The following is a 12976-nucleotide window of genomic DNA, read 5'->3' on the forward strand; positions in this document are numbered from 1 at the left end:
CCTCCAGGGCGCCCCGTGCGACGCCGCGGTCGGCGTCGGCCAGGACGGCCGCGTACGGCTGCGGGAGACCGGCGCCGACGAGGACGGCGGTCAGCTCGGCCTCGGGGAGGTCGCGGTAGGTGACCTGGGTCCCGGAGGCCTCGGTGACGGCGGCGGCCAGGTCGGTGAGGGTGAAGGCGGGGCTGCCCCGAGCTCGTGCACGGTGCCGCCCGTGGCCTCGGCGTCGAGGAGGACGGCTGCCGCGGCGTCGGCGTAGTCGGCGCGGGTGGCGGCGCTGATGCGTCCGTCCGCGGCCGCGCCGAGCACGGCGCCGTGCTCGAGGTAGGTGGGCACCTGCGGGGTGTAGTTCTCGAGATACCAGGAGTTGCGCAGGAAGACCCAGGGGAGGCCGGAGTCGCGGATGACCTGCTCGGTGGCCACGTGCTCGGCGGCGAGCTGGACGCCGGAGGTCTCGGCGTTGGCGATGCTCGTGTAGGCGAGGAGCCCGACGCCGGCGGCCTTCGCGGCCGCGACGACGTTCGTGTGCTGCGGGAGGCGCTGGCCGACCTCGCTGCCCGAGACGAGGAGGACGCGGTCGGCGCCCTCGAACGCGGCACGCAGCGACTCGGGGTCGGCGTAGTCGGCGGCGACGGTGCGCACGCCGCGGGCGGCGAGGTCGGCGACCTTGGTGAGGTCGCGGCCGGTGGCGACGACGTCGGCGGGGTCGGCGCCGCGACGCAGCAGCGCCTCGACGACGAGGTGGCCGAGCTGGCCGGTGGCTCCGGTGACGACGATGGTCATGGTGGTTCCTCTCGTGGGGGTGTCCGGTGGTTCTCTCCGTCGGCCCCAACCGGGCGGGGGATGGGTTGCTTCCCCTGGGGAAGTACGCACTTCTGGGTAAGGTACTCACATGAGGGTGAGTGACGAGGTCAGCGCGGTGCGCGAGGCGTTCCCGGACGGTGTCTTCCCGGCGGCCTGCCCCAGTCGGGTGGTCATCGACCACGTGACGAGCAAGTGGGGGCTGCTCGTGCTGGTGTCCCTGGTCGACGGGCCGCAGCGGTGGAGCGAGCTGCGGCGGCGGGCGGAGGGGGTCAGCGAGAAGATGCTCGCGCAGACCCTGCGGACCCTCGAGGCCGACGGGTTCGTGCACCGCGAGGCGTTCCCGGTCATCCCACCGAAGGTCGAGTACGGCCTGACCCCGCTCGGCGAGGAGCTGGCGGCGCACCTGGTGCCCCTCATGGGGTGGGTCGCCCGGAACGCCCATGCGGTGGTGTCGGGGCGAGCGGCCGCGGTGCGCGTCTGAGGCGTCGGGGGCCGGCGGGACGGGTGGGGGCCGGCGGGACGCGTGGGGCGTGGTGGTCTGGCCGGTGGGTGACATCTCGGGGTGTCCGGTGGCCGCCTGTGGACAACTCCGGTGGCGGTCGGGGGGATCTTGGCTAGTTTGGGCGTGCTGGGGGTCGCCGAGGGGGTGACCCGGGAGAGGAACGTGTGGCACGCGCAGCGCGGTGGGCGGTGGTGGCGGGGATGCTCGCCGCCGGGATCCTGGTGGGGTGCGACTCCTCGTCCGATGATCCGGTCGTGACGCCGAGCCCGAGCCCGTCCGTGTCGAGCTCGTCGCCCAGCCCGAGCCCCAGCTCGTCGCCGTCGGTGACCGAGTCGGGTCCGCAGATCCCCGCCGCCGCCCGCGAGAAGACACCCAAGGGCGCTGAGGCGTACGTGAAGTACTTCTTCGACCAGTTCAACCTCGCCTACACGCGCCCTCAAGTTGGTCTGATCGAATCAATGAGCACGCCAGGGTGCGAGTTCTGCTCGAAGTCGGAGGTCAGGGCGGTTGGTCTAGCCGAGGACAGGCAGCGGTACGCGCAGAATCCCGTGAAGCTCGAAGAGGCCGTGAGTTTTGGGGGCGCCCCGAAGAACGAGCAGTACGTGCGTATCCGCTTCACGCAGGTCGCAGCCACCATCGTGGATTCGAACGGCAGGCAAGTCAGCCAGGTGGCAGAAGGCACTGCAACGGCGAACGCGGCTTTGAGGTGGAGTGGCAGCCGGTGGTTTGTTCGCGGGATCGAGAAGGGCTGATGAAAAGCCTCACCCGCCGCATGCTGTCTGTGCTCGCTGGCATGCTGCTCGTGATGGCCATCGGGGCTCATTCCCTTGCAGCGAAGGAGCCCCCGGATGGCGACATATTGGGTGACCTGTCGGATACCGGCAGCGTTGTAAAGACTCTGAACCGGGCCAACGTCGACGCCTTGTCCACTCACTACTTCCGCAATGTGACGGCCAAAGGACCGTTCTACGACTACGCAGCAGTGTCGGCGTGCAGCAATGCGGGGCCGGGGGAAAATGAAGGCGACCTTTGCCCAGCATCATGGGGGCTCTGCCGCGTGGCTTCCGGGGGCGGGGAGGGGCCAGCAGTGACTGTCTTCCAGCGGCAGGTGACGCGAGCTGGTGCGCCACTACCCGGAAGTGACGGCGAATGGCAGCGAGTCGACTTGACCTGTTGGCCCGAGCGAGTCCCGGGAAACGCGAACGCGTTAACGATGACGATGATCCGAAATGCGTTCCATGACACCGACTTCACGAAGCCGACGGTGAACATCCAGCCTGAGGGGGACGTCACGCTCGTCAACCTGCCGACGTTCTTCGAGGTGAAGTTCCCGGAGGCGGGATTCGGCCCTGAAGAAATTGACCGCCCAGACCCCGCTCGATTGCTGGGGTACAGCATCGAGGTGCGTCCGCGGCTGAAGTCGGTGACCTACCACCTGGGCGAGCGGACGATCGGTCCGACGACCGACCTCGGGGGCCGTACCCGAACGGCTCCGTCGTCCAGACCTACAGGCAGCCCGGCACGCAGCAGGTCCGCGTCGACATCGTCTACACCGGCCAGTTCCGGGTCGGCGGCAGCGGGTGGATCGACATCCCCGGCGAGGTCGACCTCCAGGGCACGCCGTCGACCCTGACCATCCGCGAGGCGAAGTCACGGCTCTACACGAGCTGAGCACCTGGACCGGGCCCTGGTGGGTCCCGTGGCGTCAGAAGGGGGGTGATCACCCCGAGAACGACGCCAGGGAAGCGGCCAGGAGGGGCCCCATCGGGCCGCGAGCCGCCCGACCGGGTGCCCGAGGACCCACTCCGGAGCAGTACCCGACGAAACCGGTGCCATGACACCGGTTTCGCCGGGTGCTGGGTGGCCTGCCGCCCGGCCGCCCGTCAGGCGAAGAGCTTGGCCGCCGTGATGAGGGTCTGCACGACGCCGTAGGCCAGCAGGAGGATCACCACGCCCCACGACAGGTACACCCGCAGCGACCCGCCGCGTGCGGCGGACCCCTCCGACTCACCCTCGGCGAAGTCGGCCGCAGCAGCCGACGCCGCACCCTCGGGCTCGTTGAAGCGGGCAGCGACCGGCTTGACCATGAGGTTCGCGACGAACCCGACGGCCAGCACCCCGACCATCGTGAACAGGGCCGGCCGGTAGTCGGCCGCCGTCAGCTTGCCCGGCGTGCCCGCGGCATCGAGGAAGCCGTTGATGATGAGCGGCCCGACCACCCCGGCCGCCGACCACGCCGTGAGCAGTCGCCCGTGGATGGCCCCGACCTGGAAGGTGCCGAAGAGGTCGCGCAGGTAGGCCGGCACCGTCGCGAAGCCACCGCCGTAGAAGCTGATGATGATCGCGGCCACGAGGACGAAGATCGCCGTCGACGTCGAACCGGCCAGCGCGAGAAGCAGGTACAGCACGATCCCGACGCCGAGGTAGAGCATGTAGATCGGCTTGCGACCGATCCGGTCCGACGTCGAGGACCACACGAAGCGCCCCGCCATGTTGAAGAGCGACAGCAGCCCGACGAACCCGCCGGCCGCGGCCACGGTGACGGCCGACTTGCCGTCGGAGCCGCGGAAGAAGTCCTGGATCATCGGCGCCGCCTGCTCGAGGATGCCGATCCCCGCGGTGACGTTGCAGAAGAGGACGACCCACAGCAGCCAGAACTGCGGCGTCCTGATGGCGTTGGCCGCCGACACGCTGCGGTCGGTGATGAGGTCGCTCTTGTCCGACAGCGTCGACGGGTCGAAGCCGTCGGGCGTCCATCCCGGCGCCGGCACGCGGACGTTCGTGACGCCGATCATCATGATGAGGAAGTAGATGACCCCGAGGCTGACGAAGAGCATCGTCAGGGCGTGCCCGTTCGCGAGCGACGACGCGACCGACGGGTCGTAGTCGGAGTCGTAGAACTTGAGGAGCTGGCGCGACAGGGGAGAGGCGACCATCGCCCCGCCGCCGAAGCCCATGATGGCCAGCCCGGTCGCCAGGCCCGGCCGGTCGGGGAACCACTTGATGAGCGTCGACACGGGGGAGATGTAGCCGATGCCCAGCCCGATCCCGCCGATCACGCCGTACCCGAGGTAGACGAGCCACAGCTGGGTCGTCGCCATGCCGATGGCGCCGACGAAGAACCCGAGGGCCCACGCGCAGGCGGCGGTGAACATCGCCTTCCGGGGCCCGACCCGGTCGACCCACGTGCCGAGGACGGCCGCCGAGAGCCCGAGCATGACGATGGCGATCGAGAAGACGATGCCGACGGCCGTCAACGAGCTGTCGAAGTGGGCGACCATCGAGGCCTTGTACACGCTCGTCGCGTAGACCTGCCCGATGCACAGGTGGATGGCCAGGGCGGCCGGGGGATGAGCCAGCGGTTGTAGCTCTGCGGTGCCACGGTGTGGTGGCGGTCGAGGAGCGAGAGCAGGCCCCCCGACGGGCCTCCCCGCTCGTCGGTGGTGGCGGCCATGGGCGTCCCCTTCCGTCGTCCCGGCGCCCCGTTGCGCCTCGGGCGCGCGTCTCCCGGCACGCGCCTCGACCGACAGTAGGCACCCGTCGCGCGGATCGGCCCGCTAGCGACCGACGACTTGGACGGCTGTCCCGGTCGTCCACAGGGGAGGGCTCGGCGGCCCGTCGTCCACAGGCGGGCCCCCGCCGCGGTGTGGCTCGGCCGTGGTGTCGGTGCTCGTGCCTAGGGTTGGGGCAGACGGCGACCGGAGGAGCGCTCGTCGGCCCACGGTCCGTGAGGAGGTGCGTGAGGTGGAGGTCCAGCAGGCCCTGGCGATGGGGCGTCGCCTGCTGCGCGAGCACGGGCTCGACGGCTGGAGCATCGTCGCCGACCGGGCCAAGACGCGCGCCGGGGTCTGTCGCTTCGGCCGCCGGCAGATCGGTATCAGCGCCCCGCTGACGGCCCTGCACTCCGAGGACGAGGTCCGCGACACCCTGCTGCACGAGATCGCCCACGCGCTCGTCGGTCCCGAGCACGGCCACGACGAGGTGTGGCGCGCCACCGCCGTCCGCATCGGGTGCTCGGGGAGCGGTGCGTGCCCGCCGACGCCCCGCGCGTCCCGGGCGACTGGGTCGGCCGGTGCCCAGCGGGTCACGAGCGCACCCGCCACCGCGCCCCCACCCGGCTGATGTCGTGCGGTCGGTGCTCGCGGCGGTTCGACACCGCGCACCTGTTCACCTGGTCCTACCGCGGGGGCCCGGCGTCCCTGCCACCCTCCTACGCGGCCGAGCTGGCCGAGCTGCGCCGCACCACGGTCGCCGCGGCGGCCGCGCGGCCGCCCGGGCTCGGTGAGCTCGTCGAGGTGTCGGTGGGCCCGTGGGCGGGGATGACGGGAGTGGTCGAGCTCGTGGGGTCGGTCCGCTGCCAGGTGCGGGTCGACGACGAGCTGGTGAGCCTGCCGCTCGAGGCCGTCCGACCCGTCACGTCGGCCGGCGCGGCCGCCGCGTCCGCCGCCACGTCCCGCAGCGCGGCCCGGGCGGTCTCGGCGGGGCGGGCCACCTCGGGGGCGGGTGATGCCGCCTGACGACCGGACGGGTGACGGGGGATGTGGTGGTCGTCGCGCACCGGGGGTCCGCGGGCAGCGCACCGGAGAACACCCTCGGTGCGGTGCGGCTGGCGCGTGAGCACGGTGCCGACGTCGTCGAGACCGACGTCAAGCGCACGCGTGACGGGGTGCTCGTCGTGCTCCACGACGAGTCGCTGACGCGCACCACCGATGTGCGGCAGGTGTACCCCGACCGCGCGCCGTGGTGGGTGGGCGCGTTCTCGCTCGAGGAGGTGCAGCGGCTCGACGCGGGCTCCTGGTTCGGCCCGGGGTGGGCCGGCGAACGGGTCCCCACCCTGCGCGAGTGGACCGAGGCCGTCGGCGACGCCGGGATGCTCGTCGAGGCCAAGGACCCGCACCTGCACCGCGGCATCGAGCACCAGCTCGCCGCCGAGCTGCAGGCCGTCCCCGCCCTCGCACAGGCGCTCGCCGCCGGACGGCTCGCCGTGCAGTCCAGCGACCGCGCCTGGCTGCGCGCCTTCCACGACCTCGCCCCCGACGTCCCGCTGGCCCTCGTCCACCACGGGGTGCCCGACGTCGATGTCCTGGCCGCCGACGCCGCCTGGCTGGACGCGCTCAACCCCGCCCTCGGCAACATCAGCCGTGAGCTCGTCGACGAGGTGCACCGCCTCGGCCTGGCCACGCACGTCTGGACCGTCAACGACGCCGACGACCTCGAGCGGGCACGGGCGTGGGGCGTCGACGGGGTCATCACCGACCACCCCCATCGCGCCCGCACCCTCCTCGCCGCACCGCGCTGACGTCCACTCCTCGACCGCCCCGACCCCGCCCCGACCACGCTCGACCACCCGGTGAGCACGCTCACGGACCATGGACGTGACCGGAGGCCCCCGTACCCCGAGAATGTCCGGCGTGGACGAGCAGGAGTTCGAGGGCAGCGCCCGCGTCGCCGACCCCACGAGCCGCGTGTTCGCCGACTGGCAGCCACCGGGCGAGGGGCTCGAGCGCGCGCTCGTCCTCGCCGGCGGGGGCGCCACCGGCATCGCGTGGGAGGCCGGCATCATCCTCGGCCTGCGCGACGAGGGCGTCGACGTGCGGGAGGCCGACACGATGATCGGCACCTCGGCGGGCTCGATGGTCGCCGCCCACCTGCGGCTCGGCACCGACGAGGGCGACGCCTTCGCCCGGATCCGGGAGGGCGCACCACTGGCCAGCTACGGGCGGCTCGGCGCCGCCGACGCCGGCCGGTACGTGCGCGCCCAGGTGGCCCGCACCCGCGACCCCCGCGGCGGACGCGCCCTCGTCTCCCGGGCCGCACTGGCCGCGAGCACCCCCACCGAGAAGGAGTGGCTCGACACCGTCGGCCTCGGCCTGATCGGCAGGCAGTGGCCGCAGGGCCGCCTGCTCGTCACCGCCGTCGACGCCGAGACCGGCACGTCCGTGGTCTTCGACGGCACGGGCGACGTCCCGCTCGAGCGGGCCGTCGCGGCGAGCTGTGCCGTCCCCGGGGTCTTCCCCGCGGTGGAGGTCGCCGGCCGGCACTACGTCGACGGCGGTCTGCGCAGCATCGCCAACGCCGACCTCGCCGCCGGCCACCGACGGGTGCTCGTGCTGTCGCCCTACCCGGTCGGCCCGCACCTGCGCGACCTGCCCCGGATGCAGCTGCGGGCCCTGCGCCCACAGAGCCGCACCCACCTCGTCGTCCCCGACGCCAAGGACCTGTGGGCGATGGGCGCCAACCCGCTCGACATGACCCGGGGCGCGGCGACCTTCGAGTCGGCCCGGGCGCACGGCCGGCGCATCGCCCCGCGCGTCGCCGAGGTCTGGACCGGCTGAGCCGCGGACACACCCGGAGACAGCCCCACCCCGGGACGTATCAGGACCGACCCCTCGCCCCTCCTGCACGGGTGACGGCCGCCCCCTGCCGTCGCCCGTCCCGCCCCGGGAGGCCACCGTGTCGACACTCCGCTCCCTGCCGCTGCTGTCCGTCCCGGAGTCGTGGCCGCTGCCCGTCGTCGCCGTCCTCGCCATGAGCGCGCTCGCGGGTCTGGACCTCCTCGGCGCCATCGCCGCCAAGGAGTGGGCCGAGCGGGGGAGCCTCGTCGCGCTGACCGGCGGCGTCGTCTCGTTCGTCGTCCTCTTCTGGGTCTACGCGTCCTCGCTGCGCTACGCCGAGCTGGCCGTCGTGACGATGGGCTGGATCGTGCTGCTGCAGATCGGGATCCTCGTCGTCGACCGCCTGCACTTCGGCACCACCCTCCCGACCGGCAAGCTGGTCGCCGTCGTCATCTGCCTCGCGGCGCAGGGCTACCTCCTCCTCGGCCCGTCGGGGTCGTGACGCCCGTCCTCCCACGGACGCGGGCCGCCGCTCGGTAGTGTCGCGGGCAGAAGGAGGCCCGAGGATGCCCGACCGCCCCGTGCTCGACAGCGGCGCCCACATCGCCCTGACCGAGCGCTACGCCGCCCACAACTACCACCCGCTGCCCGTGGTGCTCAGCCACGGTGAGGGGGCCTGGGTCACCGACGTCGAGGGCCGCCGCTACCTCGACTGCCTCGCCGGCTACTCGGCCCTGAACTTCGGCCACGGCCACCCCCGCCTGCTGGCCCGCGCGCACGAGCAGCTCGACCGCCTGACCCTCACGAGCCGGGCCTTCCTCAACGACCAGCTCGGGCCGTTCGCCGAGGCGCTGTGCCGCCTCACGGGCAAGGACATGGTCCTGCCGATGAACACCGGTGCCGAGGCCGTCGAGACCGCCATCAAGGTGGCCCGCAAGTGGGGCTACCGGGTCAAGGGCGTCCCCGAGGGCGAGGCGAGCATCGTCGTCATGGAGGGCAACTTCCACGGCCGCACGACCACCATCGTCAGCTTCTCCGACGACAAGATCGCGCGTGACGAGTACGGGCCCTACACACCGGGGTTCCGCACGGTCACGTACGGCGATGCCGACGCGCTGCGGCAGGCCGTCGACGACACGACGGTCGCCGTCCTCTTCGAGCCCGTGCAGGGCGAGGGCGGTGTCGTCATCCCGCCGGAGGGCTACCTGCGCGACGTCCGCGCCATCTGCGACGAGGCCGGCGCGCTGATGGTCGCCGACGAGATCCAGTCCGGGCTGGCCCGCACCGGCCGCACCTTCGCCTGCGACCACGAGGGCGTCGTGCCCGACGTCTACGTCCTCGGCAAGGCGCTCGGCGGGGGCCTGTACCCCGTGTCGGCCATCGCCGCCGACCACCACGTCCTGTCGGTCATCAACCCGGGCTCGCACGGCTCGACCTTCGGCGGCAACCCGCTGGCGGCGGCCATCGGCCACGAGGTCGTCGCGATGCTCGAGGAGGGCACCTTCCAGGCGGATGCCGCCCGGCTCGGTGCCCGGCTCGAGGAGGGGCTGCGGCCGCTCGTCGGCGCCGGCCTCGACGCGGTGCGCGTCCGGGGGTTGTGGGCCGGCCTCGACATCTCGCCCGGCGGCCCCGCCGGCCGAGAGCTGTGCGAACGGCTCCTCGGCAGGGGCATCCTCGCCAAGGACACCCACGGCTCGACGATCCGCCTCGCGCCGCCGCTCGTCGTCACCGAGGACGAGGTCGGGATGCTCGTCGACGCGCTCGTGGCCTCGCTCGGCTGAGCCCGGCGCGTCAGCCGGCGTCGACCGTCGCCGCGCGGGCAGCGTTCTGCACGATGGCCTCCACGATCTCGCCGCGGCGCGCCCGCGGCAGGTCGTGGCCCATGTCGGGGAACATCAGCAGCCGCGAGCCCGGCACCGCCCTGGCCGTGGCGATGCCGCCGCTCGGCGAGACCAGCCGGTCGGCGAGACCGTGCACGACGAGGGTCGGCACCGACACCGACCGCAGGGCCGCCGTGCGGTCGGGGCTGTCGAGGATGGCCAGCAGCTGGCGCACCGTGCCGATCGGGCTGACGCTGCGGCGCACCGCGACCCGCACCATCTCGGTCATCTCGTCCTCGTCGAACAACGGCCCTGCGATGAGCCGCCAGCCCTCGACGCCGAGCCGGACGGCCTCGTCCTCGTCGGTCGGTCGGGCCGCGGTGAGCGACATCGCCATCGTCGGCAGGAGCTTCGGGTGCACGCCACCGTGCCGACGGGAGCCGGTGTTGGACATGATCGAGGTGAGGCTGAGGACTCGCTCCGGGTGGTCGATGGTCAGCTGCTGCGCGATCATCCCGCCCATCGAGGCGCCGACGACGTGGGCGGCGGCGATGCCGAGGTGGTCGAGGAGCGCGCGGGCGTCCCCGGCCATGTCGGTGAGCAGGTAGTCGGCGCCACCGGACCCGGGGCGCAGGAACGAGCGGACCACGGCCGAGCGCGCCGGGGGCGGTCCGCCGGTGAAGCTGGAGAGCCCGACGTCGCGGTTGTCGTGGCGCACCACCCGGAACCCACGCTCGACGAGGCCCTCGACGAGGTCGGCCGGCCAGCCGACGAGCTGGGTCCCGAGGCCCATGACGAGGAGCAGCGGCACCCCGTCGTCCGGTCCGTCGACCTCGTAGGCGATCTCCACGTCACCGAGCTGCACCGTTGCCATGGACGCAGTCTCGCACCCGCGCACCGTCCGCGGGCCGACCCCAACGCACCGCCCGCGCACCGGCCGCAGGCGGCGCAGGTCACGCGTCTAGCATGGCGACGTGATCGCATGGCTGACGTACGTGGTCGTGGGCCTGTCCCTCGTCCACTGCCTCGGCGCGATCTGGTACGCCGCCCGCGACCGGCTCATCGACGACCGGCTGCTCCTCGTCGCCGCCCTCCTCGAGCTCGCCCTCGTCGTGCTGCTCGTCACCGGGCTGCTCGGCCTCGGCCACATCGACGACTCGGCCGAGCGCGCGACGTTCATCGCCTACCTCGTCAGCCTGCCCGTCATCCCGCCCGGTACCGCGTTCCTCGCCATCAAGGAGAAGTCCCGGTGGGCGATGGGCTCGATCGCGGTCGGGGCCTTCGCCGTCGGCGTGATGAGCGTCCGCCTCCTCCAGATCTGGATGTCCTATGACTGAGCCCACCCCGGGCCCCGACGGCGTTGACCCGGCCGCGCGTCCCGATGGCACCGACCGCCGCGCCCTCGGCGGGCCGGGCGTGCTCCTCGTCGTCGTGTACGGCGTCCTGGCCTTGGCCGCCACCGGGCGCTCGGTGCTGCAGATCACCGAGTACTTCTCCCGGGCACCGCTTTCCTACGTCCTGTCGGCGTTCGCGGCGCTCGTCTACGTCCTCGCCACGTGGTGCCTGGCCCGCGGCGGGGCGTGGGTGCGCGTCGGCATCGCCGCCTGCGCCGTCGAGCTCGTGGGCGTGCTCGTCGTCGGCCTGGCCTCGGTCGTGGCCGCCTCGGCCTTCCCGGACAAGACGGTGTGGTCGCACTTCGGGCAGGGCTACGGCTTCGTGCCGCTCGTCCTGCCCGTCCTCGGCCTGCTGTGGTTCCGGCGGGTCGAGAAGGCGGCGGTCAGCCCGCAGCGCGTTCGAGGAGGAGCACCGGGATGAGCCGGTCGGTCTTCGTCTGGTACTCCGCGTAGGGCGGGTAGGCGGCAACGCACCGCTCCCACCACTGCTCGCGCTCCTCGCCGGTGATCTCGCGAGCCACGGCCGGCCAGCTCTCGGTGCCGTCCTGCAGCGTGATCGAGGGGTCGGCCTGCAGGTTGCCGTACCAGACGGGGTGCTCGGGGGCGCCGCCCTTGCTGGCCACGGCCGCGTAGACGCCGTCGTGCTCGACGCGCATCAGCGGCACCTTGCGGACCCCGCCGGTCTTCCGGCCGCGCATCGTCAGCATGACGACCGGGCGGTTCATCACCTGGACCGCGCGGGTGTCGCCGGCGGCCTCGATCTTCTCGACCTGGTCGCGGACCCAGCCGGTGGGGGAGGGGAGGTAGTCGTCGCTCATGTCAGGGTCCAACTCACTTCGCGCTCGAGGTCTTCCAGAGGTTGATGCCCGCGTCGACGGCGTACTTGTCGATCTTCGCGAGCTCCTCCGCCGAGAACTTCAGGTTCTTGACGGCGTCGAGGGAGTCGTCGAGCTGGGCCACCGAGCTCGCCCCGATGAGGACGGACGTGACGCGCGCGTCGCGCAGCGCCCAGGCCAGGGCCATCTGCGCGAGGGACTGCCCGCGCGCCCTGGCCATCCGGTCGAGGGCCCGGATGTGCTTGAGCGCGGCGTCGGTGAGCAGCGACGGGTCGAGCGACTTGCCCTGTGCCGCACGCGAGCCCGCCGGGACACCCTTGAGGTACTTGTTCGTGAGCATCCCCTGCGCGAGCGGTGAGAAGGCGATGCAGCCGACGCCGGTCTCGCCGAGGGCGTCGAGCAGGCCCTCCTCCTCGACCCAGCGGTTGAGCATCGAGTACGACGGCTGGTGGATGAGCAGCGGCGTGCCCATCGCCCGGAGGATGTCGACCGCCTCGCGGGTGCGCTGCGCCGAGTACGACGAGATGCCGACGTACAGGGCCTTGCCCGCGCGCACGAGCGAGTCGAGGGCGCCGCACGTCTCCTCGAGGGGCGTCGTGTCGTCGAAGCGGTGGCTGTAGAAGATGTCGAAGTACTCGAGGCCGGTGCGCTGAAGCGACTGGTCGGCCGAGGCGGTGACGTACTTCCGCGAGCCGCCGCCCTGGCCGTAGGGGCCGGGCCACATGTCGTAGCCGGCCTTGGAGCTGATGACGAGCTCGTCGCGGTAGGGCCGGAAGTCGCGGGCGAAGATCGTGCCGAAGTTGCGCTCGGCGCTGCCGTACGGAGGTCCGTAGTTGTTCGCGAGGTCGAAGTGCGTGACCCCGCGGTCGAAGGCCCGGCGCAGGGTCGCCTGCTGGCGCTCGAGCGGCACGTCGTCGCCGAAGTTGTGCCACAGCCCGAGCGAGATGGCGGGCAGGTCGAGGCCGGAGCGGCCGGTGCGTCGGTAGGGCATCCCGGCGCGGTAGCGGTTGGCGGCGGCCTTGTACTCGTCGGCGTGGAACGTCATGCCCCCATCCTGCCCCGTTCGGGGAGTGAGACGTGGTGGGGGAGAGGCGTGACCTGCCGTCGGGGCGTGCGTATCCTGAGCCCAGGTCATGAGTGCCAGCGCCAAGCCCCGGCTCGCTGGCCGGCAACCCTCCTCCGCGGTGGGGTGCCCCGGGTGAGGACCTGGCGCACGGCACCCGCCGTGCGCAAGCGCGGGAGACCCTCCGGTACCCCCGCCGTGTACACGTCCGCGTGCGCCCGGCCG

The 12976-nt window shown here is 72.5% G+C and carries 15 protein-coding genes, 1 pseudogene and 1 riboswitch; of the genes and pseudogenes, 11 read left to right on the forward strand and 5 right to left on the reverse strand.

The genetic code is table 11. From position 1 onward, the window contains the following. Window positions 1–90 precede the first annotated feature (90 nt). On the reverse strand, window positions 91–780 hold the full coding sequence (locus G7075_RS04725) for an NmrA family NAD(P)-binding protein (RefSeq protein ID WP_371814177.1): 690 nt from the start codon (window positions 778–780) through the stop codon (window positions 91–93). 109 nt (window positions 781–889) lie between these two features. On the opposite strand from G7075_RS04725, the gene G7075_RS04730 reads away from it, so the two are divergent. The 3 genes from G7075_RS04730 to G7075_RS04740 all read left to right on the forward strand — a co-directional run bounded on the left by G7075_RS04730 (window position 890) and on the right by G7075_RS04740 (window position 2936). Beyond that, on the forward strand, window positions 890–1282 hold the full coding sequence (locus G7075_RS04730; protein ID WP_166119376.1) for a helix-turn-helix domain-containing protein: 393 nt from the start codon (window positions 890–892) through the stop codon (window positions 1280–1282). Window positions 1283–1503: 221 nt separating this feature from the next. Next, the gene (locus tag G7075_RS04735) at window positions 1504–2055 is read left to right on the forward strand and encodes a DUF6318 family protein (RefSeq protein ID WP_166119379.1); all 552 of its coding nucleotides are present in this window, start codon (window positions 1504–1506) and stop codon (window positions 2053–2055) included. Beyond that, the gene (locus G7075_RS04740; RefSeq protein ID WP_166119381.1) at window positions 2055–2936 is read left to right on the forward strand and encodes a hypothetical protein; all 882 of its coding nucleotides are present in this window, start codon (window positions 2055–2057) and stop codon (window positions 2934–2936) included. Before G7075_RS04735 ends, G7075_RS04740 begins: the two co-directional genes overlap by 1 nt. Window positions 2937–3186: 250 nt before the next feature. Here the strand turns inward: G7075_RS04740 and G7075_RS04745 are convergent. Then, window positions 3187–4757, reverse strand: a pseudogene (locus G7075_RS04745) (OFA family MFS transporter). Window positions 4758–5047: 290 nt separating this feature from the next. On the opposite strand from G7075_RS04745, the gene G7075_RS20805 reads away from it, so the two are divergent. The 6 genes from G7075_RS20805 (at window position 5048) to rocD (ending at window position 9419) form a co-directional block, all read left to right on the forward strand. Continuing rightward, the gene (locus G7075_RS20805) at window positions 5048–5425 is read left to right on the forward strand and encodes a SprT family zinc-dependent metalloprotease (RefSeq protein WP_240917889.1); all 378 of its coding nucleotides are present in this window, start codon (window positions 5048–5050) and stop codon (window positions 5423–5425) included. After that, window positions 5425–5820, forward strand: a complete 396-nt coding sequence (locus G7075_RS20810) for a hypothetical protein (protein WP_240917890.1) — start codon at window positions 5425–5427, stop codon at window positions 5818–5820. The genes G7075_RS20805 and G7075_RS20810 overlap by 1 nt, the downstream gene beginning before the upstream one ends. An 11-nt stretch (window positions 5821–5831) precedes the next feature. Next, on the forward strand, window positions 5832–6602 hold the full coding sequence (locus G7075_RS04755) for a glycerophosphodiester phosphodiesterase family protein (protein WP_166119384.1): 771 nt from the start codon (window positions 5832–5834) through the stop codon (window positions 6600–6602). Between the two features lie 112 nt (window positions 6603–6714). Further along, complete coding sequence (locus G7075_RS04760) at window positions 6715–7638, forward strand: patatin-like phospholipase family protein (RefSeq protein ID WP_166119386.1); 924 nt, start codon at window positions 6715–6717, stop codon at window positions 7636–7638. A 118-nt stretch (window positions 7639–7756) separates the two neighbouring features. Continuing rightward, window positions 7757–8140, forward strand: coding sequence for a hypothetical protein (locus G7075_RS04765; protein ID WP_166119389.1), 384 nt, complete (start codon window positions 7757–7759; stop codon window positions 8138–8140). Between the two features lie 64 nt (window positions 8141–8204). After that, the gene (gene rocD / locus G7075_RS04770) at window positions 8205–9419 is read left to right on the forward strand and encodes an ornithine--oxo-acid transaminase (protein ID WP_166119392.1); all 1215 of its coding nucleotides are present in this window, start codon (window positions 8205–8207) and stop codon (window positions 9417–9419) included. Between the two features lie 10 nt (window positions 9420–9429). Here the strand turns inward: rocD and G7075_RS04775 are convergent, their stop codons facing one another. After that, a complete protein-coding gene (locus G7075_RS04775; RefSeq protein ID WP_166119395.1) occupies window positions 9430–10332 on the reverse strand; it encodes an alpha/beta fold hydrolase in 903 nt (300 codons plus the stop codon). A gap of 100 nt (window positions 10333–10432) precedes the next feature. On the opposite strand from G7075_RS04775, the gene G7075_RS04780 reads away from it, so the two are divergent. Together G7075_RS04780 and G7075_RS04785 are read left to right on the forward strand one after the other, a co-directional pair. After that, the gene (locus tag G7075_RS04780) at window positions 10433–10795 is read left to right on the forward strand and encodes a hypothetical protein (RefSeq protein WP_166119397.1); all 363 of its coding nucleotides are present in this window, start codon (window positions 10433–10435) and stop codon (window positions 10793–10795) included. Then, window positions 10788–11273, forward strand: a complete 486-nt coding sequence (locus G7075_RS04785; RefSeq protein WP_240917891.1) for a hypothetical protein — start codon at window positions 10788–10790, stop codon at window positions 11271–11273. The genes G7075_RS04780 and G7075_RS04785 overlap by 8 nt, the downstream gene beginning before the upstream one ends. Here the strand turns inward: G7075_RS04785 and G7075_RS04790 are convergent. Both G7075_RS04790 and mgrA read right to left on the reverse strand, forming a co-directional pair. Then, complete coding sequence (locus tag G7075_RS04790; RefSeq protein WP_166119400.1) at window positions 11236–11670, reverse strand: nitroreductase family deazaflavin-dependent oxidoreductase; 435 nt, start codon at window positions 11668–11670, stop codon at window positions 11236–11238. The two genes, G7075_RS04785 and G7075_RS04790, sit on opposite strands and share 38 nt — an antisense overlap. Before the next feature lie 13 nt (window positions 11671–11683). Continuing rightward, on the reverse strand, window positions 11684–12733 hold the full coding sequence (gene mgrA, locus G7075_RS04795; RefSeq protein WP_166119402.1) for an L-glyceraldehyde 3-phosphate reductase: 1050 nt from the start codon (window positions 12731–12733) through the stop codon (window positions 11684–11686). An 84-nt stretch (window positions 12734–12817) separates the two neighbouring features. Then, window positions 12818–12930, forward strand: a riboswitch (SAM riboswitch). The last annotated feature ends 46 nt before the right edge of the window (window positions 12931–12976 follow it).

This window comes from Phycicoccus sp. HDW14, assembly GCF_011383005.1.
Taxonomy (GTDB): Bacteria; Actinomycetota; Actinomycetes; order Actinomycetales; family Dermatophilaceae; genus Phycicoccus.

Excerpts from the sequence above, each read along its gene's own strand:
- G7075_RS04740 (WP_166119381.1), top strand. The coding sequence starts at position 2,055 with ATGAAAAGCCTCACCCGCCGCATGCTGTCTGTGCTCGCTGGCATGCTG.
- G7075_RS20810 (WP_240917890.1), top strand. The coding sequence starts at position 5,425 with ATGTCGTGCGGTCGGTGCTCGCGGCGGTTCGACACCGCGCACCTGTTC.
- G7075_RS04790 (WP_166119400.1), bottom strand. The coding sequence starts at position 11,670 with ATGAGCGACGACTACCTCCCCTCCCCCACCGGCTGGGTCCGCGACCAG.
- G7075_RS04730 (WP_166119376.1), top strand. The coding sequence starts at position 890 with ATGAGGGTGAGTGACGAGGTCAGCGCGGTGCGCGAGGCGTTCCCGGAC.
- G7075_RS04725 (WP_371814177.1), bottom strand. The coding sequence starts at position 780 with ATGACCATCGTCGTCACCGGAGCCACCGGCCAGCTCGGCCACCTCGTC.
- G7075_RS04775 (WP_166119395.1), bottom strand. The coding sequence starts at position 10,332 with ATGGCAACGGTGCAGCTCGGTGACGTGGAGATCGCCTACGAGGTCGAC.
- mgrA (WP_166119402.1), bottom strand. The coding sequence starts at position 12,733 with ATGACGTTCCACGCCGACGAGTACAAGGCCGCCGCCAACCGCTACCGC.
- rocD (WP_166119392.1), top strand. The coding sequence starts at position 8,205 with ATGCCCGACCGCCCCGTGCTCGACAGCGGCGCCCACATCGCCCTGACC.
- G7075_RS04785 (WP_240917891.1), top strand. The coding sequence starts at position 10,788 with ATGACTGAGCCCACCCCGGGCCCCGACGGCGTTGACCCGGCCGCGCGT.
- G7075_RS04735 (WP_166119379.1), top strand. The coding sequence starts at position 1,504 with ATGCTCGCCGCCGGGATCCTGGTGGGGTGCGACTCCTCGTCCGATGAT.